26 protein-coding genes are annotated in these 25,121 nt (G+C 63.6%); 14 read left to right on the forward strand and 12 right to left on the reverse strand.

The window, feature by feature from the left end:
* The first annotated feature begins 1 nt into the window (after position 1).
* Positions 2–673: a DNA-3-methyladenine glycosylase I gene (locus tag R6G97_RS16915; protein ID WP_090343573.1), complete on the forward strand. Its 672-nt coding sequence runs from the start codon at positions 2–4 to the stop codon at positions 671–673.
* Between the two features lie 92 nt (positions 674–765).
* Here the strand turns inward: R6G97_RS16915 and R6G97_RS16920 are convergent, their stop codons facing one another.
* The 3 genes from R6G97_RS16920 to arsC are packed head-to-tail and all read right to left on the reverse strand — an operon-like array spanning position 766 to position 2,127.
* Positions 766–1,179 carry a DUF2069 domain-containing protein gene (locus tag R6G97_RS16920; protein WP_317847253.1) on the reverse strand — a complete coding sequence of 138 codons (414 nt, stop codon included), beginning with the start codon at positions 1,177–1,179 and terminating at the stop codon, positions 766–768.
* Complete coding sequence (gene wrbA, locus R6G97_RS16925) at positions 1,172–1,777, reverse strand: NAD(P)H:quinone oxidoreductase (RefSeq protein ID WP_070572948.1); 606 nt, start codon at positions 1,775–1,777, stop codon at positions 1,172–1,174. The genes R6G97_RS16920 and wrbA overlap by 8 nt, the downstream gene beginning before the upstream one ends.
* Positions 1,774–2,127, reverse strand: a complete 354-nt coding sequence (gene arsC / locus R6G97_RS16930; protein WP_317847254.1) for an arsenate reductase (glutaredoxin) — start codon at positions 2,125–2,127, stop codon at positions 1,774–1,776. The genes wrbA and arsC overlap by 4 nt, the downstream gene beginning before the upstream one ends.
* Before the next feature lie 85 nt (positions 2,128–2,212).
* Between arsC and R6G97_RS16935 the strand changes: the two genes are divergently transcribed.
* Positions 2,213–2,677, forward strand: a complete 465-nt coding sequence (locus R6G97_RS16935) for a TlpA disulfide reductase family protein (protein ID WP_043215201.1) — start codon at positions 2,213–2,215, stop codon at positions 2,675–2,677.
* A gap of 73 nt (positions 2,678–2,750) precedes the next feature.
* On the opposite strand, the gene R6G97_RS16940 is transcribed toward R6G97_RS16935, so the two are convergent.
* The 4 genes from R6G97_RS16940 to R6G97_RS16955 form a co-directional block, all read right to left on the reverse strand.
* Positions 2,751–3,155: an META domain-containing protein gene (locus tag R6G97_RS16940; protein WP_197853303.1), complete on the reverse strand. Its 405-nt coding sequence runs from the start codon at positions 3,153–3,155 to the stop codon at positions 2,751–2,753.
* Positions 3,152–3,589 carry a hypothetical protein gene (locus tag R6G97_RS16945; RefSeq protein WP_043215198.1) on the reverse strand — a complete coding sequence of 146 codons (438 nt, stop codon included), beginning with the start codon at positions 3,587–3,589 and terminating at the stop codon, positions 3,152–3,154. Before R6G97_RS16945 ends, R6G97_RS16940 begins: the two co-directional genes overlap by 4 nt.
* Before the next feature lie 31 nt (positions 3,590–3,620).
* A complete protein-coding gene (locus R6G97_RS16950) occupies positions 3,621–4,610 on the reverse strand; it encodes a 2-hydroxyacid dehydrogenase (protein ID WP_090343580.1) in 990 nt (329 codons plus the stop codon).
* A gap of 141 nt (positions 4,611–4,751) precedes the next feature.
* Entirely contained in the window at positions 4,752–7,514 is a 2,763-nt protein-coding gene (locus tag R6G97_RS16955; protein WP_182816203.1) for a response regulator, read from the reverse strand.
* Positions 7,515–7,751: 237 nt separating this feature from the next.
* On the opposite strand from R6G97_RS16955, the gene R6G97_RS16960 reads away from it, so the two are divergent.
* The 7 genes from R6G97_RS16960 (at position 7,752) to R6G97_RS16990 (ending at position 16,060) form a co-directional block, all read left to right on the forward strand.
* Positions 7,752–8,468 carry a response regulator transcription factor gene (locus R6G97_RS16960; RefSeq protein WP_043215192.1) on the forward strand — a complete coding sequence of 239 codons (717 nt, stop codon included), beginning with the start codon at positions 7,752–7,754 and terminating at the stop codon, positions 8,466–8,468.
* Positions 8,469–8,470: 2 nt separating this feature from the next.
* The gene (locus R6G97_RS16965) at positions 8,471–9,868 is read left to right on the forward strand and encodes a sensor histidine kinase (protein ID WP_052352514.1); all 1,398 of its coding nucleotides are present in this window, start codon (positions 8,471–8,473) and stop codon (positions 9,866–9,868) included.
* 94 nt (positions 9,869–9,962) lie between these two features.
* Positions 9,963–10,862 carry a cysteine synthase CysM gene (cysM, locus tag R6G97_RS16970; RefSeq protein WP_043215206.1) on the forward strand — a complete coding sequence of 300 codons (900 nt, stop codon included), beginning with the start codon at positions 9,963–9,965 and terminating at the stop codon, positions 10,860–10,862.
* The gene (gene rlmD, locus R6G97_RS16975; protein WP_182816201.1) at positions 10,862–12,220 is read left to right on the forward strand and encodes a 23S rRNA (uracil(1939)-C(5))-methyltransferase RlmD; all 1,359 of its coding nucleotides are present in this window, start codon (positions 10,862–10,864) and stop codon (positions 12,218–12,220) included. The genes cysM and rlmD overlap by 1 nt, the downstream gene beginning before the upstream one ends.
* Positions 12,221–12,317: 97 nt before the next feature.
* Entirely contained in the window at positions 12,318–14,558 is a 2,241-nt protein-coding gene (gene relA / locus R6G97_RS16980; RefSeq protein WP_043215189.1) for a GTP diphosphokinase, read from the forward strand.
* A 104-nt stretch (positions 14,559–14,662) separates the two neighbouring features.
* Entirely contained in the window at positions 14,663–15,496 is an 834-nt protein-coding gene (mazG, locus tag R6G97_RS16985; RefSeq protein WP_043215186.1) for a nucleoside triphosphate pyrophosphohydrolase, read from the forward strand.
* 24 nt (positions 15,497–15,520) lie between these two features.
* Positions 15,521–16,060 carry a DUF2058 domain-containing protein gene (locus R6G97_RS16990; RefSeq protein ID WP_043215184.1) on the forward strand — a complete coding sequence of 180 codons (540 nt, stop codon included), beginning with the start codon at positions 15,521–15,523 and terminating at the stop codon, positions 16,058–16,060.
* A 45-nt stretch (positions 16,061–16,105) separates the two neighbouring features.
* Here R6G97_RS16990 and R6G97_RS16995 read toward each other — a convergent pair whose 3' ends face one another.
* The 4 genes from R6G97_RS16995 to purM form a co-directional block, all read right to left on the reverse strand.
* Positions 16,106–16,288, reverse strand: a complete 183-nt coding sequence (locus R6G97_RS16995) for a hypothetical protein (RefSeq protein ID WP_043215180.1) — start codon at positions 16,286–16,288, stop codon at positions 16,106–16,108.
* A gap of 237 nt (positions 16,289–16,525) precedes the next feature.
* A complete protein-coding gene (locus tag R6G97_RS17000; protein WP_043215178.1) occupies positions 16,526–17,236 on the reverse strand; it encodes a DUF3108 domain-containing protein in 711 nt (236 codons plus the stop codon).
* Between the two features lie 8 nt (positions 17,237–17,244).
* Entirely contained in the window at positions 17,245–17,898 is a 654-nt protein-coding gene (gene purN / locus R6G97_RS17005; protein ID WP_090343586.1) for a phosphoribosylglycinamide formyltransferase, read from the reverse strand.
* On the reverse strand, positions 17,898–18,956 hold the full coding sequence (gene purM / locus R6G97_RS17010; protein WP_070572965.1) for a phosphoribosylformylglycinamidine cyclo-ligase: 1,059 nt from the start codon (positions 18,954–18,956) through the stop codon (positions 17,898–17,900). The genes purN and purM overlap by 1 nt, the downstream gene beginning before the upstream one ends.
* Before the next feature lie 343 nt (positions 18,957–19,299).
* Between purM and R6G97_RS17015 the strand changes: the two genes are divergently transcribed.
* The 5 genes from R6G97_RS17015 (at position 19,300) to R6G97_RS17035 (ending at position 23,780) form a co-directional block, all read left to right on the forward strand.
* Positions 19,300–20,355: a DUF2066 domain-containing protein gene (locus R6G97_RS17015; protein WP_090343588.1), complete on the forward strand. Its 1,056-nt coding sequence runs from the start codon at positions 19,300–19,302 to the stop codon at positions 20,353–20,355.
* Between the two features lie 12 nt (positions 20,356–20,367).
* The gene (locus tag R6G97_RS17020) at positions 20,368–21,441 is read left to right on the forward strand and encodes an AI-2E family transporter (RefSeq protein WP_043215674.1); all 1,074 of its coding nucleotides are present in this window, start codon (positions 20,368–20,370) and stop codon (positions 21,439–21,441) included.
* Between the two features lie 192 nt (positions 21,442–21,633).
* Complete coding sequence (gene hda, locus R6G97_RS17025) at positions 21,634–22,338, forward strand: DnaA regulatory inactivator Hda (RefSeq protein ID WP_070091725.1); 705 nt, start codon at positions 21,634–21,636, stop codon at positions 22,336–22,338.
* A 126-nt stretch (positions 22,339–22,464) separates the two neighbouring features.
* Positions 22,465–23,103: a C40 family peptidase gene (locus R6G97_RS17030; RefSeq protein WP_043215669.1), complete on the forward strand. Its 639-nt coding sequence runs from the start codon at positions 22,465–22,467 to the stop codon at positions 23,101–23,103.
* Positions 23,104–23,243: 140 nt separating this feature from the next.
* On the forward strand, positions 23,244–23,780 hold the full coding sequence (locus R6G97_RS17035) for a C40 family peptidase (RefSeq protein ID WP_317847256.1): 537 nt from the start codon (positions 23,244–23,246) through the stop codon (positions 23,778–23,780).
* Positions 23,781–23,787: 7 nt separating this feature from the next.
* Here the strand turns inward: R6G97_RS17035 and R6G97_RS17040 are convergent, their stop codons facing one another.
* Positions 23,788–25,089, reverse strand: a complete 1,302-nt coding sequence (locus R6G97_RS17040) for a PQQ-dependent sugar dehydrogenase (protein WP_414628459.1) — start codon at positions 25,087–25,089, stop codon at positions 23,788–23,790.
* Positions 25,090–25,121 lie beyond the last annotated feature (32 nt).

The following is a 25,121-nucleotide window of genomic DNA, read 5'->3' on the forward strand; positions in this document are numbered from 1 at the left end:
CATGCGCGACTACCAATGGCTGCATGAGTACTGCCTGAACCGCTTCGGCTCGGCACAGGCCCTGGAGGCCTTCCTGCCGCAGCCGCGCACGCCAGCGCAATTGCGTGACATCAGCGATGACCGCTACCTGTCGACGCTGGCCCTGCGGGTGTTCCGTGCAGGGCTCAAGCACAGCCTGGTGGACGCCAAGTGGCCGGCCTTCGAGCAGGTGTTCTTCGGCTTCGATCCGGAAAAGGTCGTGCTGATGGGCGCCGAGCACCTTGAGCGGTTAATGCAGGACGAGCGGATCATCCGCCATTTGGGCAAGCTCAAGAGCGTGCCACGCAATGCGCAGATGATTCTCGATGTGGCGAAGGAGCGGGGCAGTTTCGGCGCGTTCATCGCCGATTGGCCGGTGACCGACATCGTCGGACTATGGAAGTACTTGGCCAAGCATGGCAATCAGTTGGGCGGGTTGTCGGCGCCGCGTTTCTTGCGCATGGTCGGCAAGGACACGTTCATTCCCACCGATGACATGAGCGCAGCCCTCATCGCCCAAGGCGTGATCGACAAGCAGCCGACCAGCCAGCGCGATTTGGCGCTGGTGCAGCAGGCGTTCAATCAGTGGCATGAGCAGAGCGGGCGACCGCTGTGCCAGCTGTCGGTGATGCTGGCGCATACCGTCAATCATTGAGAGGTGCGACGCGGCTTCGCGGCTAAACCCGCTGCCACAGGGGCGGTGCAGTACTTGTGGCAGCGGGTTTACCCGCTAAAAGGCCGCCGCTTCTACTGCCCTTCACCGGCCACACGCCGCTCATGCTGGAACTTCCAGCGCACATACAGCAGGGCACTGACGAACAGCCCCAGGCTCACCAGCACCTCCATCCAGCCGAACACCGCCCGTGCCGGGTCGAACGCCGCCAGCACTCCCTTGATGAAATAGATATTCACCACGAAGCACGTCCAGGCATGGGCCCGGGCGCTGCCCGTCAGCATGCTCGGCACCAGCAGCAACAGAGGGATCAGCTCGATGGCCAGGATCACTTCGACCCGTGCCCCATGCAGGTCCGCGAACCACAGGTTGTTGACCGCCAGCAGGGCGATCAGGCCAAAAAAGCAAGCCAGGCTCAGCGCCCGGGTGACGCGCACCCGTGGCGTGAGCCATTCCAGCGGTGGCAATACCTTGGGCTTTCTAGCCACGCTCGCCCCCCAAAGCCTTGGCGGTGCTCGCCAGGCGTTGGCCCAGGGCGCGGCACAGGGCGATTTCGTGCGGGTCGAGTTCGCGCTTGCCATCAGCTCCAGCGTGGTGGCTGGCGCCATAGGGGGTGCCGCCGCCACGGGTCTCGAGCAGCGCCGACTCACTGTATGGCAGGCCAAGCACCAGCATGCCGTGGTGCATCAGCGGCAGCATCATCGACAGCAGCGTGGTCTCCTGACCGCCATGCAGGCTGGCGGTCGAGGTGAACACTGCCGCGGGCTTGCCGACCAGCTCTCCGCCCAGCCACAAGCTGCTGGTGCCGTCGAGGAAGTACTTGAGCGGCGCGGCCATGTTGCCGAATCGGGTCGGGCTGCCCAGCGCCAGGCCCGCGCAGTGGCGCAGATCGTCGAGGGTGGCGTAGAGCGCGCCGCTGGCCGGGATGTCCGGGGCCACGGCTTCGCATTCGGTGGAGATCGCCGGCACAGTGCGCAGGCGCGCCTCCAGGCCGGCCATCTCGACGCCGCGGGCGATATGCCTGGCCATCTCGCTGGTCGAGCCGTGGCGGCTGTAATAGAGCACTAGAACGTAGGGATCGCTCACGGCAGGATCTCCAGTACTTTCTCCGGCGGACGGCCAATCACCGCCTTGTCACCGGCGACCAGGATCGGACGCTCGATCAGCTTGGGGTGCTGGACCATCGCGTCGATCAGTTGCGCGTCGCTCAGGGCGGGGTTGGCCAGATCCAGGGCCTTGTATTCTTCTTCACCGGTGCGCAGTAGCTGGCGCGGGGCGATGCCCAGCTTGCCGAGCAGGGTTTTCAGGGTGACGGCATCCGGCGGGGTGTCCAGGTAGCGCACGATGGTCGGGGCCAGGCCGCGCGCTTCGAGCAGTTCCATGGCGCCGCGGGATTTCGAACAGCGCGGGTTATGATAGAGGGTCAGATCAGTCATGACGGGTCGCATCCAGCTGGGTGTGGCGGCTATTCTAACCGCAGCGACTGTGTCGTTTGCTTGAAACTTCTAGAAGGATTGACCCATGGCAAGGCGTTTGGCAGCAGTACTGGCCATCACCGCGAGCCTGTTGCTCGGCGGTTGCGGTGCGGACTACGGCGTGGACCAGCACGGCAACACGGTAAAGGCCGAGCAGATCGACGGGCACTGGCTGGTGCTCAACTACTGGGCCGAGTGGTGCGGCCCGTGCCGTACGGAAATTCCCGAGCTCAACGCTGCGGCCAAGCAGTGGGAGGCCCAGGGTATCAAGGTGGTCGGGGTGAACTTCGATGGGTTGCAGGGCCAGGATCTCAAGCAGGCCGCCGAAACTCTCGGCATCGCCTTTACCGTCCTCGCCCAGGACCCGGCCGAGCGCTACGAGCTGCCGCGCAGCGAGGCGCTGCCGGTGACCTACATCATCGATGACAAAGGCAAAGTGCGTGAGCAGTTGATGGGGGAGCAGACCCTCGAAGGACTGCAAGCCAAGATCAAGGCCCTCAAGGGCGCTTAAGCGCTTCGAGCTGCAAGCTTCAAGAAAGAGCGGACCGTGTCGGGCTTGCTTTTCTTGCAGCTTGCAGCTGCTCTTAACCTTCCTCAGGCCAGAAGCGCAGTGGCTTGCCCTCGGCCGGCCAGAAGCGAATCTGCTCGATCGATGAGACGTCCCAGCGTTGCACGGCCTCCAGCGCCTGAAGGAAGCGTTTTTCCTGGTCCATCAATGCAGGGGCGCACAGTTTGCGGGTCTTGCCGACCTTGCCGAAGCTGATGCGGTCGCCTTGCAGGGTGTAGGACGCGAACCAGTGATTGCAGCCAGCATTGCCATAAGCACGGCCGTCCTCGCCGAGGATCAGGGTCAGGTGGCTGTAGTCGATCAACGGGCGCTCGCCGATCCACTCCAGCACATAGCTTTGCTCCGGTTGCAATTTCGAAGGCTCCGATGCGCAGCCGAGCAGGCCGACGGCAATCAGTGCACCGGTCAACAGATGCTTCACTGCGCGCTCCCTTGGCAGGCCGGGCACAGGTGCTGGTCGCCACGGCTGGCCCAACCCAGCTCGGCGATGCGGGCGCTGGCCGCGGGCTGGCGGGCCTTGTTGCCGAGCTTGCCGTCGACGGCGAACTCGAAGTCCAGCTCAGCCTGGCAGCTGTTGCACTTGACCTTCCAGTTGAGGATCTCCAGCTCGTTGAAGATCGGGCCGCTGGCCACGGCGACCCATTGGCCGCGCGGGTTGATCAGGTGGCGCACGCTCTCCACGGTAAGGCGCATGGAAAGATCCTTGCTGCCTTTTAGAGTCACCAGCAGGACATCGTCCTTCTGGATCGAGCCACCGTTGCCAGTCACCTGATAGCGGCCCGGCACCAGGGCGCGGCATTCGATCAGGGTGTGTTGCGGGTTGAAAAGGGTGTAGCGGAAATCGTGTTCGACCATGGGTCCTCCAAAATTGCCGCGTATCCTAGCATCAACCGTTCACCAGATTCTGCGGATCGCCCTCCGTCCAGCGGATGATGTTGTCCAGGGTGGTCGAGGCGATGGCCGCCAGCGCTTCATGGGTGAGAAACGCCTGGTGTGCGGTGACGATCACGTTGGGGAAGGTCAGCAGCCGGGCGAGCACGTCATCCTGCAGCGGCAGGTCGGAACGGTCCTCGAAGAACAGCTGCGCCTCCTCTTCATAGACATCCAGCCCCAGGTAGCCGAGCTGGCCGCACTTGAGCGCGTCGATCAGGGCCGGCGTGTCGACCAGCGCGCCGCGCCCGGTATTGATCAGCATGGCGCCGGGTTGCAGGGTGGCCAGGCTCTGGGCGTTGATCAGATGGCGGGTGTGCTCGGTCAGCGGGCAGTGCAGGCTGATGATGCGGGCCTGGCTCAGCAGTTCGGGCAATTCCACGTAGCGGGCGCCCAGGGCAAGCAGTTCAGGGTTGGGGTAGGGGTCGTAGGCCAGCAACTGGCAGCCGAAACCGGCCATGATGTGGGCGAAGGCGGCGCCGATCTGGCCGGTGCCGACCACGCCGACCGTCTTGCCGTGCAGGTCGAAGCCGGTCAGGCCATGCAGGGTGAAATCACCTTCGCGGGTGCGGTTGTAGGCCCGGTGCAGGCGTCGGTTGAGCGCCAGGATCAAGGCCACGGCATGCTCGGCCACGGCATGGGGTGAATAGGCCGGTACCCGCACCACCGACAGTCCCAGGCGCCGGGCGGCGGCCAGATCGACGTGGTTGTAGCCTGCCGAGCGCAAGGCGATCAGACGGGTCCCGCCGGCAGCCAGGCGTTCGAGCACCGTGGCATCGAGCTCATCGTTGATGAACGCGCAGACCACCTCGAAATCCTGGGCCAAAGCGACGGTGTCCTGGGTCAGCCGGGCCGACTGGTAGTGCAGCTCCAGGCTACTGTCGCGGGAGGCCTGGGTGAAGCTTTCCTGGTCGTAGTGCTGGCTGCTGAACAACAGGACACGCATGGTGTGAATCTCCAGGTTTCGTCATCGCGGCAGTGTAGACAGCCTGCGAAGAAGGACGTTGATCTTGCTCAGTGGCGTCACTGTTCGGATAGTGCAACGCCCCCGATTTTGGGGCCGTCCTGCGGCCCCAGGGCTTTGCGCTCAGGCGCTCAGCCGAGCCTGAGCCGCGAGCCGCACGATGGCCCGGTCCAGCTCGTCCAGGGCTTGCGCCGCCTGGGGGCTGTCCTGTTTGAGCAAGGTCTCGCTGCGCTGGCAGGCCGCGCGCAGTTGCGGCACGCCACAGTAGCGCGATGCGCCGTTGAGGCGATGGACCCGTTCGATCATCGCCGTGCGATCACCCAGCTCGCGGGCGACGCGGATCGATTCACGGTCGGTCTCAAGAGACGCCAGCAGCATGGCCAGCATGTCCGCGGCCAGGTCCGGCTTGCCGGCGGCCAGGCGCAGGCCTTCCTCAGGGTCGAGCACCTTCAGCTCGTTACTGTCGATGGCCCGTTCGCTGCCGCGCTCCTGCATGGACGGCACCAGGCTCATTCCGGTCCATTTCATCACCACCTGGGACAGCTGGCGCTCGCTGATCGGCTTGGTCAGGTAATCGTCCATGCCGCTGTGCAGCAAGGCCCGTTTCTCGTTGGCCATGGCGTGTGCGGTGAGCGCGACGATGGGCAGCGGGCTGCCGCTCTGGCTGGCTTCCCAACGGCGGATCTGCTCGGTGCAGGCGCGTCCGTCCATTCCCGGCATCTGCACATCCATCAGCACCAGGTCGAAAGGCTCGTCCTGCACTGCCTTGACCGCGGCATAGCCGTTGTCCAGCGCCAACACCTCGGCGCCCAGGCCTTCGAGCAGGGTCTGCACCAACAACAGATTGGCAGGGTTGTCGTCCACGCAGAGAATCCTCGGCGCCCGGGTATTGCCGCTGGCGCGCGCGTCGTTGGTCGCTCGGCGCGGTTGCACCAGTTCGAGCAGCAGGCGGCGCAGTTTGCGCGTGCAGGTGGGCTTGGACAGCAACTGGCCATGGGGATTGGGCAGGTAGGGGTGATAGAGCGCCTGCTCGGTAGTCGGGCAAAGCACCACGCACAGGCAGCCCAGGCGTTCCAATTGCTGGTGATAATGGCCCAGTTGCTCCGGCGAGAGCGTACCCAGGTTGGCCCCCAGCACCGCGAACTCGAAGGGTTGGCCTGCCTGGCTCGCCGCCTGCACGCCTTGCAGCAACTGGTCGAAGGAGGCGAACAGGCTGACGCTCAGGCCGCAATCTTCCAACTGGTGCTCCAGGGCTTGGCGCGCCAGCTCGTGGCCATCGACGATGGCGGCGCGGCGCCCGAGCAACGGTTGCAGCGGTTGCTCCTGCGCGTCGTCATGAGCGCGCGGTAGGCTGAGGCTGATCCAGAACTGCGAACCTTCGCCTGGGGTGCTGTCCACGCCGATCTCGCCACCCATCTGCTCGATCAGGCGCTTGGAGATCACCAGGCCCAGGCCGGTACCGCCGGGCTGGCGTGACAACGAGTTATCGGCCTGGCTGAAGGCCTGGAACAAGGTGCGCACATCCTGGGGCGAGAGGCCGATGCCTGTGTCTTGCACGCTGATGCGCAGTTGTACGCTGTCCTCCTGTTCATCCTCGATCATGGCACGCACGACGATGGTGCCTTCGCGCGTGAACTTGATGGCGTTGCTCACCAGATTGGTGAGGATCTGCTTGAGCCGCAGCGGGTCACCGATCAGCGACAGCGGGGTGTCGCGGTAGACCAGGCTGAGCAGCTCCAGCTGCTTGGCGTGGGCCGCAGGGGCGAGGATGGTCAGCGTGTCCTGGATCAGATCGCGCAGGTTGAACGGAATGCTGTCGAGCACCAGTTTGCCGGCCTCGATCTTGGAGAAGTCGAGGATCTCGTTGATGATCCCCAGCAGGTTGTCGGCGGACTTCTCGATGGTATTGAGGTAGTCGAGCTGGCGCGGGGTCATCTCGCTGCGTTGCAAAAGGTGGGTGAAGCCGAGGATGCCGTTGAGCGGTGTGCGGATCTCGTGGCTCATGTTGGCCAGGAACTCGGACTTGATGCGGCTGGCCTCCAGCGCCTCCTTGCGCGCCATGTCCAGTTCGATGTTCTGGATCTCGATGGTTTCTAGGTTCTGGCGCACGTCTTCGGTGGCCTGGTCGATACTGTGCTGCAGTTCCTCATGGGCATTTTGCAGGGTCTCGGCCATGCGGTTGATGCCCGCCGCCAGTTCATCCAGCTCATGGCTGCCCATCGCCGGCAGGCGCTGTTCCAGGTTGCCTTCCTTGAGTTGGGTGACGGCGTGCTTGATGCGACTGAGCGGATCGTTGATCGTCCGGCTCATGCGCAGGGCGAGCAACACGGTGAGCGACAGGCAGCCGAAGATTAACAACAGACTGGTGAACAGGTTGCGATAGCCGCGCAGCAAGGTGCCGTCGTGGGACAGTTCGATTTCGACCCAGCCGAGCAGGCGCTCGGCTTCGGCGGGGACCGCCTGGGAGGCCAGGTCACGATGATGGCCGAAGACGGGCATCAGGTAGCGAGTAGCGTCATTGCCGGTGCGTTGCAGCAATTGAGTGCCGGTGCCCCCGGTCGGCGCCTGGTTGAGCATGCTCGGGCCGGCATGGGCCAGGCGCGAGCGGTCGGGGGCCAGGAATGCCACGGCGCGCACATCGGCTTGCTCCAGGGCTTGGGCGGCGATGCGTTCGAGCAGCTCCTGGGCTTGGGCCGGGTTGGCCAGGGAGGGCGCTGCCAAGGGCGCGAGCTGCTCGGCGAGCATCTTGCCGCGCTGGAGCAACTGAGTCCGCAGCTCGTTTTGCTGTAGCCAGTTGAAATAACTTCCCAGCACCAGGGCCATCAGGCTGGCTGGCAGCAGGGCCAACAGCAGGACCCGGCTTCTGATTCCCAAACGATCGAGCACATTTGTCTCCTGTCATGTGCTTGCCTGCCGTCAGCATAAAGACGGCCCCAGGCGGAACGTTACTCTCCAGGGCCGTCTGATGCACTTCTTTGTAGCTCTTTTTGCGGTTCCCAGCCTTGGCGGCTGAATCATCAGTGGCGCCTGCGTTGGCCTCAGGTCATCGGCGAGCGCGACCCGGTTGCCTTGGGCGGATGCATGGCCAATAATCGCGCAGTTGAGAATTAATGTCAGAAGCCAATGAATCCCGAAGCTATTCACCCGTCTACCATTCTGGCCATCGAGGACGACCCGGTGCTGGGTGCCTACCTGCACGACGAGTTGCAGCGCGACGGCTTCCTGGTGACTTGGTGCCGTAACGGCCTCGAAGGCCTGGAGGCCGCCAGCCGCCAGGCCTTCGATGTGGTGTTGATGGATATCCTGTTGCCCGGCCTCAATGGTCTGGACGCCTTGGCCCGGCTGCGCAAGCACAGCACCACGCCGGTGATTCTGATGTCCGCGCTGGGCGCCGAGTCCGATCGCATCAGCGGTTTCAAGCGTGGCGCCGATGACTACCTGCCCAAGCCCTTCAGCATGGCCGAATTGCGGGTACGCATCGAAGCGATCCTGCGACGGGTGGCGCTGGAGCGCCGGCACCAGGCGCCACGGGAGGTGGTCAGCGGGCAGCTGCGTTTCGACGAAGCGGCTTGCGATGTTTGGCTCGACGGCCGTTCGGCAGGGCTCACACCCAGCGAGTACCGCCTGCTCGAGACGCTGCATCGCAGCCAGGACGAAGTGCTCAGCAAACCCTTCCTTTATCAACAGGTCTTGCAGCGCGGTTATTCCCGCCATGACCGTAGCCTTGACATGCATGTCAGCCAGATACGTCGCAAGCTCAAGGCGCTCGGCTATCACGAACGGCAAATCCGTACTGTCTGGGGCAAGGGCTATACCTTGTGCGCCGGCGAGGCCGAATGACAGTGCTGGATCGGCATTCGCTGTTCTGGAAGCTGGCCATTCTGCTGGTGGGCTTCTGCCTGTTGATGATTGGCCTGAGCTACACCTGGGGCCGGCACATGGAAACCCGCAACGCCTTCCTCGACGCGCCGGCCCAGGCACAGCTGATCGGTTATGCCGCCGAAGCCGAGCAGGCCTGGCGCCAAGAAGGCAGGGCGGGGGTGGACCGCTGGCTAGCCGGCATGCACCAGCGCGAGCCCGGCTGGGTGAATGTGCTCGATGCCCAACTGCGCCCTTTGGGCAGCGCCACGCTGTCCACCGATGAAATCCAGCAACTGACACGTCTGCGTGGAGTCGACTGGCCCATGAGCCGACGCAGCATCACCCAGCCTTGGCTGCGCCTGCCGTTTCCCGAGGCGCCGGAGCAGGGCATGTTGGTGATCGAGTTGCCGCAGCGGCTGAATCCCGGGCGATACCTGCTGTTCTGGCAGATCCTGACCAACGGCGTGATTCCTGGCCTGTTCACCTTGTTGTTGTGTGTCGGTCTGTACCGGATGCTGATCGTGCCGCTGAACCAGTTGCGCGAGCAGGCCAACGCCTGGCGTGCCGACCAGCTGTCGGCCCGTCTGGATTCGCGTACCGTTGGGCGGCATGACGAGCTGGGCGAGCTGGCCAGGGCGTTCGATCAGATGGCCGAGCGCCTGCAGGAGAGCGTGGCCATGCAACAGCAGATGCTGCGCGACCTTTCCCATGAGATGCGCACACCCTTGAGCCGCTTGCGCGTGGCCTGCGACGGCGAGACCGATCATCAATGCCTGCGCGAGCGGGTGGCGCGGGAAATCGACTGCATGCAGCAATTGGTCGAAAACACCTTGCAACTGGCCTGGCAGGATGCCGAGCGGGCACCGATGAACCTCGAGCCGATCCAGCTCCAGGCCCTGTGGGACATGCTCGCCGAGGATGCCTGCTACGAAAGCGGCTGGCCGCCTGAACGCTTGCGCTGTGAATTGCCCGCCCAATGCTGGGTGCAAGGCAACCTCAACCACCTGGCCCAGGCACTGGAGAACATGCTGCGCAATGCGATCCGCCATTCGCCCGAACACGGGCTGGTGCGCTTGGGCGGTTACCGCGAAGGCAATTATTGGCGGCTATGGCTGGAAGATCAGGGGGGAGGCGTGGACGAGGCGGATCTGGATCGGATCTTCGCGCCGTTCTCCCGCCTCGATGGCTCCCGACCCGGGGATGGCGGCTTCGGCCTGGGGCTGAGCATTGCTCGCAGTGCGATTCAGCGCCAAGGTGGCACGTTGTGGGCCGAAAATGGCAAGCAAGGGCTACGCCTGTGCATGCGTTTGCCGGCGCATGTGGCGTCGGATCGCGAGGCAGGTCCGCGCGTTCAGGTTTGGACCGGTACGAGCTTATAGCTTGTAGCTATAGCGACTACAGATTGCGTGATATGGCGAGCAAAGGTTTGCCGGTATGATAGTCGCCCCTGCCGTCCGGATTGCGAACAACGCCATGACCTTGCAGTACCCAACCATCGCCGATTGCGTCGGCAATACGCCTCTGGTTCGCCTGCAGCGTATCGCCGGCGAGACCACCAACACCCTCCTGCTCAAGCTCGAAGGCAACAATCCCGCGGGTTCGGTCAAGGACCGCCCAGCGCTGTCGATGATCACCCGCGCCGAGTTGCGTGGCCAGATCAAACCGGGCGACACGCTCATCGAAGCCACGTCCGGCAACACCGGCATCGCCCTGGCCATGGCGGCGGCGATCAAGGGTTACAAGATGATCCTGATCATGCCGGACAACTCGACCGCCGAGCGCAAGGCGGCGATGACCGCCTACGGTGCCGAACTGATCCTGGTCACCAAGGAAGAGGGCATGGAAGGGGCGCGAGACTTGGCCGAGAAGCTGCAGGCCGAAGGTCGCGGCCTGGTGCTCGACCAGTTCGCCAACGGCGACAACCCGATTGCCCATTATTCCAGCACTGGCCCTGAGATCTGGCAGCAGACGCACGGCACCATCACCCATTTCATCAGCTCCATGGGCACCACCGGGACCATCATGGGCTGCTCCCAATACCTCAAGGAGCAGAACCCGGCAGTGCAGATCGTTGGCCTGCAACCGATGGAAGGCTCGGCCATCCCTGGCATTCGCCGCTGGCCCGAGGAGTACCTGCCGAAGATCTTCGACGCCACCCGGGTCGACCGCGTGGTCGATATGTCCCAAGACGAAGCCGAGCAGACCACCCGTCGTCTTGCTCGTGAAGAAGGGATTTTCTGCGGCGTTTCTTCCGGTGGTGCGGTCGCGGCAATGTTGCGCCTGTCCCGCGAGGTCGAGAACGCGGTCATGGTGGCGATCATCTGCGACCGTGGCGACCGCTATCTGTCCACTGGCCTGTTCGACGCAACCTGATGTCCAGAAAGAAAAGCAACAGCGGCCTGCGCTTCCAGCCGGCCGGCGGCAATCGTGCGCCACAAGTGCCGGTCGGCAAGAAACAACGCCTGCAAATCGAGCGTCTGGCCGGTGACGGTCGTGGCATCGCCTTTGTCGAGGGACGCACTTGGTTCGTCAGTGGCGCTTTGGCTGGGGAGTCCGTCGAGGCCCGCGTGCTGGGCGCCCGTGGCAAGGTGGTCGATGCACGCTTGGAGCGGGTGCTGCAGGCCAGCCCCGAACGGCGCGAGGCGCCGTGCCAGTATTATGAGCGTTGCGGTGGCTGCAACCTGCAGCACCTGCCTCACGACGGCCAATTGACACTCAAGCAGCGGATGCTCGCCGAGCAACTGCAGCGGGTGGCCGGCGTACAACCCGAGCAATGGGCCACGCCACTGGTCGGCCCTGAATTCGGCTATCGGCGCCGGGCCCGGATCGCCGTGCGCTGGGACCCGAAGGCGCGTCATCTGGACGTGGGCTTTCGGGCCGAGGCCAGCCAGGACATCGTCGCCATCGACGAATGCCTGGTGCTGGTACAGCCCTTGCAGGCGATTTTCCGCCATCTGCCGACGGTGCTGCGCAGCCTGAGCAAACCTCAGGCGTTGGGGCATGTCGAGCTGTTCAGCGGCACCGCGCAAGCGGTTCTGGTGCGGCATGTGGCGCCGTTGCCGGCGGAGGATCTGGCGCGCCTGGAGGCCTTCTGCAAGCAGGCTGACGCCCAGCTGTGGTTGCAGGGCGACGGCGAACCGGCGCCGGTCGAGGCCGGTCAGACACTTGGTTTTGCACTCGAGCCTTGGGGGCTGGAGTTGGCCTGGCGGCCGGGGGATTTCGTCCAGGTCAATGCTCAGGTCAATACGTTGATGATCGAGCAGGCGCTGGCGTGGCTGGCCCCTCAACCCGAGGATCGGGTGCTGGATTTGTTCTGCGGCTTGGGCAACTTTGCCCTGCCGCTGGCCCGGCGGGCCCGGGAAGTGGTGGCCGTGGAAGGTGTACAGGCCATGGTCGAACGGGCCGAGGCCAATGCCCGTAGCAACAATGTGCATAATGCACGGTTTTTTCAGGCCGATTTATCGCAGCCTTTGGCGGGCGCCGGATGGGCCGCCGAGGGCTTTTCTGCGGTACTCTTGGATCCACCGCGCGACGGTGCTTTCGAGGTGGTGCAAGGCATCGCACGCCTCAAGGCCAAGCGGCTGGTCTATGTGTCCTGCAACCCGGCCACGCTGGCGCGAGACGCCCAGGTTCTGGTCGGGCAGGGGTACCGGTTAACAAGGGCCGGGATCCTCGACATGTTTCCTCAGACGGCACATGTCGAGGCCATGGCGTTATTCGAAGCGGGCTAGCCAGGCTGGCCCCTTGGTGCGGCGTCCAGGGACTGGGCGGCGTACGGTGATTGCCAGCGCACCCGCGTGGTGCGCTGTATGGAAAGGTAAAAGAAAGATGGTACAGGTGAGAGTGCACCAGCCGGTCAATACCGACGGTAGTATCAATCTCGAAGCATGGCTGGATCATGTGGTGAGCGTCGACTCGGCTCTGGACCGCAAGGCGCTCAAGGAGGCCTGCGATTTCGCCCAGGAGGTCGAGAAGAAGGGCAACCCGGCCAAGCATTCCTGGGCCGACGGTACGTCCAGCTTCCAGGCGGGTCTGGAGATCGCCGAAATTCTCGCCGACCTCAAGCTCGACCAGGATTCCCTGGTGGCTGCGGTGATCTATCGCTCGGTGCGCGAGGGCAAGGTGACCCTGGCCGAGGTCGGCCAGCGCTTTGGCCCGGTGGTGTCCAAGTTGATCGACGGCGTGCTGCGCATGGCCGCCATCAGCGCCAGCCTCAGCCCGCGCCAGTCGCTGGTGCTCGGTTCCCAGGCGCAAGTCGAGAACCTGCGCAAGATGCTGGTGGCCATGGTCGACGACGTGCGCGTTGCCCTGATCAAGCTGGCCGAACGTACCTGCGCCATTCGGGCGGTCAAGGCCGCCGATGACGAGAAGCGCCTGCGTGTGGCGCGCGAAGTGTTCGACATCTATGCTCCGCTCGCCCACCGCCTGGGCATCGGTCACATCAAATGGGAGCTGGAGGACTTGTCCTTCCGCTACCTCGAACCCGACCAGTACAAGCAGATCGCCAAGCTGTTGCATGAGCGCCGGCTCGACCGCGAGCGCTTCATCAGCGACGTGATGAACCAACTGCAGAACGAGCTGCTGGCCACGGGCGTCAAGGCCGACATCAGCGGCCGGGCAAAACACATCTATTCCATTTGGCGCAAGATGCAGCGCAAGGGCCTGGAGTTCAGCCAGATCTACGACGTGCGCGCCGTGCGTGTACTGGTCCCGGAGATCCGCGACTGCTATACCGCGTTGGGCATCGTCCATACCCTGTGGCGGCACATCCCCAAGGAATTCGACGACTACATCGCCAACCCCAAGGAGAACGGCTACCGCTCCCTGCACACCGCAGTGATCGGCCCCGAGGGCAAGGTGCTGGAAGTGCAGATCCGCACCCATTCCATGCACGAGGAAGCCGAGCTCGGTGTGTGCGCCCACTGGCGCTACAAGGGCACCGACGTCAAGTCCAGCTCCAACCACTACGAAGAGAAGATCTCCTGGCTGCGCCAGGTGCTCGAGTGGCACGAGGAACTGGGCGATATCGGCGGCCTGGCCGAGCAACTGCGGGTGGACATCGAGCCGGACCGGGTCTATGTGTTCACCCCCGATGGCCATGCCATCGACCTGCCCAAGGGCGCCACGCCGCTGGACTTTGCCTACCGTGTGCACACCGAGATCGGCCACAACTGCCGCGGCGCCAAGATCAACGGGCGTATCGTCCCGCTCAACTACAGCCTGCAGACCGGCGAGCAGGTGGAGATCATCACCAGCAAGCACGGCAGCCCGAGCCGTGACTGGCTGAACTCCAACCTCGGCTACGTCACCACGTCCCGCGCACGGGCCAAGATCGTCCACTGGTTCAAGCTGCAGGCCCGCGACCAGAACGTCGCTGCCGGCAAGACCCTGCTCGAGCGTGAGCTTAGCCGCCTGGGCCTGCCCCAGGTGGACTTCGAACGCCTGGCCGAAAAAGCCAACGTCAAGACTGCCGAGGACATGTTCGCTGCCCTGGGCGCAGGCGACCTGCGCCTGGCGCATATGGTCAACGCGGCCCAGCAGTTGCTCGAGCCGGAGCGCAGCGAGCAGATCGAACTGATCCCACGCAAGGCCAGCGGTACCCGCTCCGGCAAACGTGGCGATATCCAGATCCAGGGTGTCGGCAACCTGCTCACCCAGATGGCCGGCTGCTGCCAGCCGCTGCCGGGCGACGCCATCGTCGGCTATATCACCCAGGGTCGCGGGGTGAGCATTCACCGCCAGGACTGCGCCTCGGTGCTGCAATTGGCCGGCAAGGAGCCGGAGCGGATGATCCAGGTCAGCTGGGGGCCGATCCCGGTGCAGACGTATCCGGTCGACATCATCATTCGCGCCTATGACCGTCCGGGGTTGCTGCGCGACGTGTCGCAGGTGCTGCTCAACGAGAAGATCAACGTGCTGGCGGTCAACACCCGCTCGAACAAGGAAGACAATACCGCGCTGATGTCCTTGACCATCGAGATCCCAGGCCTGGACGCCCTCGGGCGTTTGCTGGGCAGAATCTCGCAGTTGCCGAACATCATCGAGACGCGGCGTAACCGTACCCCTTGAGACCGAGGTGCCTTTTTCGCGGGTGAACCCGCTTCCACAGCGATTTCACCCCGCTTGTGGAAGCCGGTTCAACCGCCAGAAGCCGCCGCCGAAGGACCTGCCCGATGACCTACACTGTCGATGACCTGCTGCACCTGATGGCCCGTCTGCGCGACCCGCAATACGGCTGTCCGTGGGACCTGAAGCAGGACTACGCGAGCATTGTCCCGCATACCCTTGAAGAGGCCTACGAGGTCGCCGACACCATCGAGCGTGGCGATTTCGAGCACTTGCAGGGCGAGCTGGGCGACCTGTTGTTCCAGGTGGTCTACTACAGCCAGCTGGCGCGGGAGGAGGAGCGTTTCGAGTTCGCAGGCGTGGTCGACGCGATTACCCGCAAGCTGATTCGCCGTCACCCCCATGTGTTTCCTACCGGCGACCTGTATGCCCCGCTGGACACTCCGCGTCTGGACGAGGCGCAGGTCAAGGCGCGCTGGGAAGAGATCAAGGCCCAGGAGCGTGCCGAAAAGAGCGAGCCCGAACAGTTGTCGTTGCTCGACGACGTGCCGGCGGCCCTGCCGGCCTTGTCCCGTGCGGCCAAGCTGCAAAAGCGCGCGGCCACGGTCGGTTTCGACTGGCCGGATGCCCTGCCGGTGCTGGACAAGGTCCGTGAGGAACTGGACGAAGTGCTGCAGGCCATGGCCGATGGCGAAGCTGATGCACTGGAAGATGAAATCGGCGATTTGCTGTTCGCCGCGGTCAACCTGGCCCGCCATCTCAAGCAAGACCCGGAAAACGCCCTGCGCCGGGCCAACCGCAAGTTCGAGCGGCGTTTTCGTTTCATCGAACAGGCATTGCGCGACAATGGCCGGCCGATCGAAGATTGTACCCTCGATGAACTGGACGCCCTGTGGGGCGAAGCCAAGCGTCAGGAAAAGAACCTGCCCAGCTGCGGCTGAGCTGTTGCATAAGTGAGTGAATACATGAGCCTTTCCCTTCGCGACCAATTGCTCAAGGCCGGTCTGGTCAACCAGAAACAGGTCAAGCAGGTCAACAAAGCCGAGAAGAAACAAAAGCGTCTGGAGCACAAAGGCCAGGCCGAGGTCGACGACACCCAGCAGCGCCTGGCCAAGGAGGCCATGGCCGAAAAGGCCAAGAAAGACCAGGAGCTGAACCGCCAGCTTCAGGAAAAGGCCGAGCAGAAGGCCCGCGCCGCGCAGATCAAGCAACTGATCGAGGCGACCCGTCTGCCCAAGCTCAATACCGAGGACTACTACAACTTCGTCGACGACAAGAAGGTCAAGCGCATCGCCGTCAACGCCTTGATGCGCAGCAAACTGAGCAACGGCGCCCTGGCCATCGTGTCTTTCGGCGGCGGTTACGAAGTGATCCCGCGTGAAGCGGCGGTGAAGATCCAGGAGCGTGACCCCAATCGCATCCTGCTGCTCAACACCCATGTCGAAGAAGCGGACGAGGACGATCCGTACGCGGCCTACAAGATCCCTGACGATTTGATGTGGTAAAAGACGAAAACCCCGCTCAGGCGGGGTTTTTCGTGGGCAGTGCGGTCATTGCGGGCTGTGCTGGTTCTCCAGACATTCCAGCTCGCTGCGGTACTGTTGGGCTTCGTGTTCGGAGTGGAACATCCCCACCAGCTCGCCCTGCTGATGCACATCCCAGATCCGCAGGCCGTGGGCCTGGCTTTCGTGGGACATTTTCGATTCGTCGCGTTCGGTTACTTGGACAGTCATCGTTAAACTCCACTTTCGGTTGGCTGCGGCAACATGTCGCAGGCCTTCTTTATAGAGTTAGTTAGCAGGCTAAGTAAATAAAACGACGATGAAACAAAGTTCATGAAGGGCTGTTTGCGGCTAAACCCGCTCCCCTAGGTAAACAGTGTTTATAGGAAGCGGGTTTGCCCGCAAGCCGGCGGGACAGGCAACAAAAAGCCCCGCACTAGGCGGGGCTTCGGGGGCTCACAACGGTGATCAGTTGCCCTTCACCGACTTGCCGTCGACCGTGCCATCCTGCAGCACGATCACGTATTCCTTGCCATCGGTCTCGACCTGGCGCAGTTGCACCAGCAAATAGTCCCACTCTTTGGCGAACCACAGCTCGGTGATGCGCTTGCTCTGGCTCGGGTCGCGGACGCGCTCGACCTTCACGGCATCGACCTGGCCGGTCTTGGTGGTGACTTTCTCGGTACCGAGCACGCGGAAGTCATAGGTGTCGATCTCGTCACCGTCGACGACCTGGTAGGTCATGCTCTTCTTGCCTGCGGCCACGTCATGCTGCAGGGCCAGCTGATAGGACGATTTGTCCAGCACGCCGCGGTTGAGCGGCAGGTTGATCGCATCGCCACGGTCGGTGCCGGTGACCTTCTTGCTGTTCCAGTCGAAATCCAAGTCGACTTTCTTCGCCTTGCCCAGGCCGCCGCGTTCGAAGTGATACTTCTGCGGCAGCAGGGTGTCGTTGTCCAGGCGCAGGGTACTTTGCTCGGTCAGGCTGGCGATCATCATGGACGCCTTGAAGTTCAGGCTCCAGGTACCGTTGGCGTTTTTTTCCAGGCTGCGCTCGGCGGTGCCGCTCATGGGCAGCTGCTTCCAGTCGGCGGTGTAGCTAGCCGAGAAAGGCTTCAGATCAGCTGCCTGGAGGGGCAGGGCGAGCACGGCGAGAGCCAAGAGCAGGGCACGACGCATAAATTCTCCTAGGGTCGAATCAAGTGACCGCTGGCCGCCAGGGGCTGGCCATCCAGTAGTGCACCTTGTTCGCCCAGACGCAAGCGTCCTTCGGCGAACCAGCGCACCGCCAGCGGGTAGATCTGGTGTTCCTGGCGATGAACGCGCTGTGCCAGGCTGTCGGCTGTATCGCCTGGCTCCACCGGTACCACAGCCTGTACGACCAGAGGGCCGCCATCGAGTTCCTCGGTGACGAAGTGTACGCTGCAACCATGCTCCGCGTCGCCCGCCTCCAACGCACGCTGGTGGGTGTGCAGGCCCTTGTACTTGGGCAGCAGCGACGGGTGGATGTTCAGCAGGCGGCCTTGGTAGTGGCGCACGAAGCCGCCGCTGAGGATGCGCATGAAGCCCGCCAGCACCACCAGATCAGGCTTGAAGCCGTCGATCAACGCCATCAGCGCCGCGTCGAAGGCTTCACGGCCATCGAAGCCACCGTGCGCGAGCACGGCGGTCTCGATGCCCGCTGCCTGGGCCCGTTGCAGGCCATAGGCATCGGCGCGATTGGAGATCACGCCACGGATGCGCACCGGGCTGTCTTCGCCACGGCTGTTGTCGATCAGCGCTTGCAGGTTGCTGCCGGAGCCCGACAGCAGTACTACGACATTGCAGGTCTTGCTTGGCATCAGTGCGCCTTGAGGTTCTGCAATTCGACCTGGGCGGCGCCAGCCGGCGCTTCGGCGATGCGGCCGATGACCCATGGCTGTTCGCCGGCGTCACGCAGCACTTGCAGGGCGCTGTCGACTTTGTCCTGGGCCACGCAAATGACCATGCCCACGCCGCAGTTCAGCACGCGGTGCATCTCGTGCTCGTCGACGTTGCCTTTTTGCTGCAGGAAGTCGAATACCGCCGGGCGCTGCCAGCTGGCCACGTCGATGATGGCCTGGGCGTTGTCGGGCAGGACGCGTGGGATGTTGTCCAGCAGGCCACCGCCGGTGATGTGGGCCATCGCCTTGACTGCGCCGGTGTCCTTGATCAGCTTGAGCAGCGGCTTGACGTAGATGCGGGTCGGAGCCATCAGCAGATCGGCCAGAGGCTTGCCGTCGAGCTGGGTATTCTCGATGTCGGTGCCGGAGACTTCGAGGATCTTGCGGATCAGCGAGTAGCCGTTGGAATGCGGGCCGGAGGATGGCAGGGCGATCAGGGCGTCGCCGGTGACGACCTTGGAGCCGTCGATGATTTCGGATTTTTCCACCACGCCGACGCAGAAGCCGGCCAGGTCGTAATCCTCGCCTTCATACATGCCAGGCATCTCGGCGGTTTCGCCACCGACCAGCGAGCAGCCGGCCAGTTCGCAGCCGGCGCCAATGCCGGTGACCACGGTGGCGGCCACGTCGACGTTGAGCTTGCCAGTGGCGTAGTAATCGAGGAAGAACAGCGGTTCGGCACCGCAGACCACCAGGTCGTTGACGCACATGGCGACCAGGTCCTGGCCGATGCTGTCGTGCTTGTTCAGGTTCAGCGCCAGGCGCAGCTTGGTGCCGACGCCGTCCGTGCCGGAGACCAGAACCGGCTGCTTGTAGCCGGCCGGGATCTCGCAAAGGGCGCCGAAGCCGCCCAGGCCACCCATGACTTCAGGGCGTGCGGTGCGCTTGGCCACGCCCTTGATGCGTTCGACCAGTGCTTCGCCGGCGTCGATGTCTACACCGGCGTCCTTGTAGCTCAGGGAGGGTTGCTTGCTCATTGATCCAGGCCTTTAAGAGGGAGGGATTCGGGAAAACGACCGCGACGGCCAAGGCCGGCTCGAAGGGCGGCGGCTGCCTGTACGTCACTGGTCTGCGAAGGCGCGCGATTTTATCAGGGTTGCCGGGCAGCGGCCATCCTCAGGCCGACGGGCAGGCCGCGAATCTGGCAAAAAACATCCTTTCACAGGCCGCGACTGGTTGCCGCGCCAGTGCCTGTATAAGGTAATAGCAATGGCGGCGGGCCGAATCTGTCCGGCATGGCGGAGCGTTTTGCGCGGTGTCGTGGTCACAGCAGCAGATTCGGGGCTCGGTGCCCCTTGGTCATCTGGACAGGAATCCTCCATGCGTTTTCTCAATTACCTGGCTGCCGCCTGCCTGATCGCGGGCAGTGTCGTCGCACAGGCCGAGCCGGTTTCCGGGCTCTACCAAGTCCGTGAACCGATCGAAGGGCAGGGCAGCGACGCCCGCGCCCAAGCCACTGGCAAAGCTTTGGACACACTGGTGCTGCGTTTGACCGGCGATCCCAAGGCCGCGCAAAGCCCAGCCCTGGCGGCCCTGCGCAAGGACCCGCAACAAATCATCAACCAGGTGGGCTCCGAAGCCGGTCCGCCTGAAACCCTGTTGGTGGAATTCGACCCCGGCAGCACCGAGCGTGCCCTACGCCAGGCTGGCCTGGCACTGTGGGGCAGCAACCGTCCCTCGATACTCGGCTGGTGGCTGAACGACAGTGCCGAGGGCAGCAACCTGGTCGGCGACGGCCAGTCGACAGCTGCGCCACTGCGCCGCGCCGCCCAGCACCGAGGTTTGCCGCTGCGCCTGCCTTTGGCCGATCTGCAGGAGCAACTGGTCGCCAACGCCAAGCAGCTCGAAGGCAGCGACCCTGCGCCGCTGCGCGAGGCATCCGAGCGCTACGGCGCCGATGCGTTGCTGGCTGTGCATGCCCACGAGGCCGATGGCAAGTGGCAGGGCAAATGGCAGTTGTGGCTGGGCGACCAGCGTGAGCAAGGCACTGCCGAAGGCGCCGACCAGGCCGCCCTGGCCGATGCGGTGATGCTGGCGATCAGCACGCGTCTGGCGCCGCGCTACGTCACCCGCCCGGGCGCCAGCAGCGAGCTGCAACTGCAGGTGCAGGGCATGAACCTGCAGCATTATGCAGAGCTCAGTCGGGTACTCGAACCCTACGCCCCGCGTTTGCGGCAAGTCGACGGCGGTACCCTGACCTACAGCGTCACCGGTAACCGCGAACAGTTGCGTGCTCAGCTGGGGCTGGCCAAGTTGCAGGAGTTGCCCCCTGAGCAGTCCTCTGCTCCGGCACCTGCTCCGGCGGCAGATGGACAGCCCGCCGCCGCCCAGCCGGCTGCGCCCAAGCCGTTCGACGGCCTGCGTTTTCGCTGGTAAGGAGTGCCAGGCATGATCGAGGTTCGCCGTTGGGCGTGGCTGGGTGTGGCGCTGCTGGTCGCTGCGCTGCTTTATTTCCTGCACAACATCTTGTCGCCGTTTTTGGTAGGCATTCTTTTAGCGTATCTGGCCGACCCGCTGGTCGATCGGCTGGAGCGCATGGGGCTGTCGCGCACCTGGGGCGTGGTGGTGGTGTTCAGCCTGTTCACGCTCATTTTCCTGGCCTTGCTGCTGGTGCTGGTTCCGATGCTGGCCAAGCAGCTGGTGCGCCTGTACGAACTGACACCACAGATGCTCGACTGGTTGCAGCATGTCGCCTTGCCCTGGGTGCAGAGCCGCCTGGGCCTGGCCGATGGGTTCTGGAAGTTCGACAAGATCAAGGCCGCCATCGGTGCGCACATGGGCCAGACCACCGATATCGTCGGCATGCTGTTGTCCCAGGCCACTGCCTCGGGCCTGGCATTGCTCGCCTGGCTGGCCAATCTGGTGCTGATTCCGGTGGTGGGCTTCTACCTGCTGCGCGATTGGGACCTGATGATGGCCAAGCTGCGCAGCCTGCTGCCGCGTCAGCGTGAGCGCCAGGTGATGGGGCTGGCGGGCGAGTGCCATGAAGTGCTGGGGGCGTTCGTGCGTGGCCAGTTGCTTGTAATGCTGGCGCTTGGTTTGATCTATGCAGGAGGTCTGATGCTGGTAGGCCTGGAGCTGGGCCTGTTGATCGGCCTTCTGGCAGGGCTTGCGGCCATCGTGCCATACATGGGCTTCATCATCGGTATCGGTGCGGCCTTGATCGCCGGTCTATTCCAGTTTGGCGGCGACCTGTACCCGATGTTGGGCATCGTTGCGGTGTTCATGGTCGGCCAGGCTCTCGAGGGGATGGTGCTTACGCCACTGTTGGTGGGCGATCGAATCGGGCTGCACCCGGTAGCGGTGATTTTCGCCATCCTGGCCGGGGGCGAGCTGTTCGGCTTTACCGGTGTGCTGCTCGCGCTGCCAGTGGCGGCGGTGATCATGGTGCTGTTGCGCCATGTGCACGACCTCTACAAGGAGTCGGACATGTATGCGGGGGATATCGATCCGCAGCTTTGATGCGAGAGGGCTGCTTTGCGGCCCTTTTCGTAGGCAAGGGGGGCGATGGGCTTCAAACGGTAAAATGCTCTCGCAACTCCTTGATTTTCCTTATGCTCTTACCCTCGCGCATTGTGCCGCCCGCGCTGCGGGTATAGACTTTGCACACTATTCACCAAAGGCCCCCTGTGGTCCTCGCGACCGCCCGCCAGCATGAAACCGATCCAGTTGCCCCTGGGTGTGCGCCTGCGCGATGACGCCACCTTCATCAACTATTATCCGGGCGCCAATGCCGCGGCATTGGGCTACGTCGAGCGGCTATGCGAAGCCGACGCCGGCTGGACCGAGAGCCTCATCTACTTGTGGGGCAAGCAGGGCGTGGGTCGTACCCATCTGCTCCAGGCCGCCACCCACCGCTTCCAGCAGTTGGGTGAACCTGCGGTCTACCTCCCTCTGGCACAACTGCTCGACCGAGGCGTGGAATTGCTCGATTACCTTGAGCAGTACGAGCTGGTGTGCATCGACGATCTGCATGTCATCGCGGGCAAGGCGGATTGGGAAGAGTCCATGTTCCATCTGTTCAACCGCCTGCGCGATAGCGGTCGACGCCTATTGCTCGCGGCCTCCGCCTCGCCGCGCGAGCTGCCGATCAAACTCCCTGACCTCAAATCCCGGCTGACCTTGGCGCTGATCTTCCAGATGCGCGGATTGTCCGACGAGGACAAGCTGCGCGCTTTGCAACTGCGCGCTTCCCGGCGCGGTCTGCACCTTACCGATGAGGTCGGTCATTTCATCCTGACACGCGGTGCGCGCAGCATGAGCGCGCTGTTCGACCTGCTCGAGCGTCTCGACCAGGCTTCGCTTCAGGCCCAGCGCAAGCTGACCATTCCGTTTCTCAAGGAAACCTTGGGCTGGTAACCCCCGAAAAGCGCGGGCCAGAGCCCGAAAACAGAAAAGTCACATTTTTTTCGATAAAATTTGCAAATGGCCATGATAGAGGGCATAGTTTCACCCTTCTAAAGGATTACAGACACGGTCGTGCCCATGCTGAAGCGCTTCGCACCCCTCGTGCCACTTGCACTCGTGACCCTGCTTTTTGGCTGCGCCTCCCAAGGCCCCGTTTCCCAGCCGCAGGATCAACACTCGATCGCCGCGCACTCCGCGAGCCTGATCAAACCCTCTGCCTCTTCCGTCTTCGGTGAAGAGCCGCTGGCCACTGAAGAAGACTTGGAAGCCTTTTCCAGCAACAGCAAGCCCTACGAGCTGCCAGCCCTGGCCGACAGCATCCTGGAGCGTGGCATGTCGCTGATCGGCACCCGTTACCGTTTTGGCGGTACTTCGGAGAAGTCCGGCTTCGATTGCAGTGGTTTCATTGGTTATCTGTTCCGCGAAGAAGCCGGTCTGAACCTGCCGCGCTCGACGCGTGAAATGATCAACGTCGATGCGCCGAAGGTGTCCCGCAACAAGCTCAAGCCTGGCGACCTGCTGTTCTTCAGCACCAACGGCCGTGGCCGTGTCAGCCATGCCGGCATCTACCTGGGTGACAACCAGTTCATCCACTCCAGCAGCCGCCGCAGCGGCGGTGTACGCATCGACAGCCTTGGCGATCGTTACTGGAGCAAGACCTTCATTGAAGCCAAGCGCGCCTTGGCGATGGCGCCGACCACAATCTCGCGCAACTGATATCAAAATGATGTACCCTGCCGCGGCGGCGATGCTGAAAAGCTCGCCGCCGTGCGCATTTACAGAAAGCGTCTAATCTAAATTCTCACCACTTTTGGCTTCGGCTGCGGCCGAACGGTTCCAGACAGGATGTTCTGACCATGGCGATGTTGGCGCGCTTCGCATTCCTTTCCCTGGCGGCACTGCTCGCGGCCTGCTCCAGCCATGCTCCGGCACCGGCTCCGGTGGTCAAGCCGAAGGTCATCTTCAATCAGCAAGGGTCGTCTTCGCCCATGGCCGAGGACGTGCTGTTCCGTGCGATCGGCCTGGTAGACACGCCGTATCGCTGGGGCGGCAACACGCCGGATTCGGGGTTCGATTGCAGTGGCCTGATCGGCTACGTCTATCGGGACGCCGCCGGGATCAGCCTGCCGCGTTCGACCCGCGAGATGATCGTCATGCGGGCGCCCAATGTGGACATCAACGCCCTGCAGTCCGGAGATCTGGTGTTCTTCGCCACCAGCGGCGGGTCGCAGGTCAGCCACGCCGGGATCTACGTGGGGGAGGGGCGTTTCGTGCATGCGCCATCCACAGGCGGCACGGTGCGCTTGGATTACCTCTCCAACAGCTACTGGTCCCGGGCCTATCTGCAGGCCAAACGCGTATTGCCAACCGGGCATCTGGCTCAAAATCCCTGAGCTGCGCTCACTTTCGGCTCACGCGCCAAACCACATTGCCCACATCATCTGCCACCAAGAGCCCGCCTCGGTCATTGACCACGCCCACCGGGCGTCCCATGGCCTTGCCCTTGCCATCGAGAAAACCGGTCAACAGGTCGATCGGTTTGCCTGCGGGCTTACCCTCGCTGTCGAACGGCACGAAGATCACCTTGTAGCCACTGTGCGGCTTGCGGTTCCAAGACCCATGCTGGCCCACGAAGGCTCCCTGCTCGAAGGGCGGCGGCAACGCGCCGGCCTGGGCAAACGCCAGCCCCAGCGATGCGGTATGGGCCCCCACTGCGTAGTCTGGGACGATCGCCTGGGCGACTTTGCCAGGATCCTGCGGCTCGACCCGTTGATCCACATGCTGCCCGTAGTAACTGAAAGGCCAGCCATAGAAGCCGCCGTCCTTCACCGAGGTGATGTAGTCGGGCACCAAGTCGCTGCCGATCTCGTCGCGTTCATTGACCGCCGTCCATAGCGCGCCGGTACGGGGCTCCCACGCCAGCCCGTTGGGGTTGCGCAGGCCTGAGGCGAAGATGCGGTGTTCACCGCTGGCCGGGTTCACCTCCCAGATCGCGGCGCGGCCTTGTTCCTTTTCCAGGCCGTTCTCGCCGACATTGCTGTTGGAACCCACGGTAACGTAAAGCTTCTTGCCATCGGGGCTGGCGATGACGTTTTTGGTCCAGTGGTGATTCAACGGGCCGCCAGGCAGGTCGGTGACCGGGCGTCCTTCGGCGCGGATCTGCATCGCGCCCTCCTCGTAGTGAAAGCGCAACAGCCGGTCAGTGTCGGCCACATAGAGGTCCTTGCCTACCAAGGTCATGCCGAAGGGGGAGTTGAGCCCTTCGATGAACGTACTGCGCACCTCGGCGACACCATCATGGTCGGCATCGCGCAGCAGGGTGATGCGATTGGCGCTGGGGACCCCGGCACCGGCACGCTCCATGACTTTGCCCATTACCCAGCCGCGCAGGCCCTTGCCGTCTTCGGGCTTGGGCGGGGCATTGGTTTCGGCCACCAGGACATCGCCATTGGGCAGTACGTAGAGCCAGCGTGGGTGATCGAGGTCCCTGGCGAAGGCCACCACTCGGGTGCCCGCGGCGGCCGTCGGCGTGGCGCCGTCCGGCCAGCCGGTCGCCGGGGCGATGTTGACGGTCGGGATCAGGGTCTTGTTGGGCTCGGGCAGGCGAGGCGAGGGGCCGAAGCCGTCGCTGACCTCCAGGCGCGCGGACTCGCCGCAGGCGCTTAGGCTGGCACTCAGGGCCAACACCATCGCGATACGCATCCTGTCCATGCTCGCAATCCTCATTGGCTTGT

It is taken from the genome of Pseudomonas sp. HTZ2, from assembly GCF_033173945.1.
GTDB classification, from domain to species: domain Bacteria; phylum Pseudomonadota; class Gammaproteobacteria; order Pseudomonadales; family Pseudomonadaceae; genus Aquipseudomonas; species Aquipseudomonas guariconensis.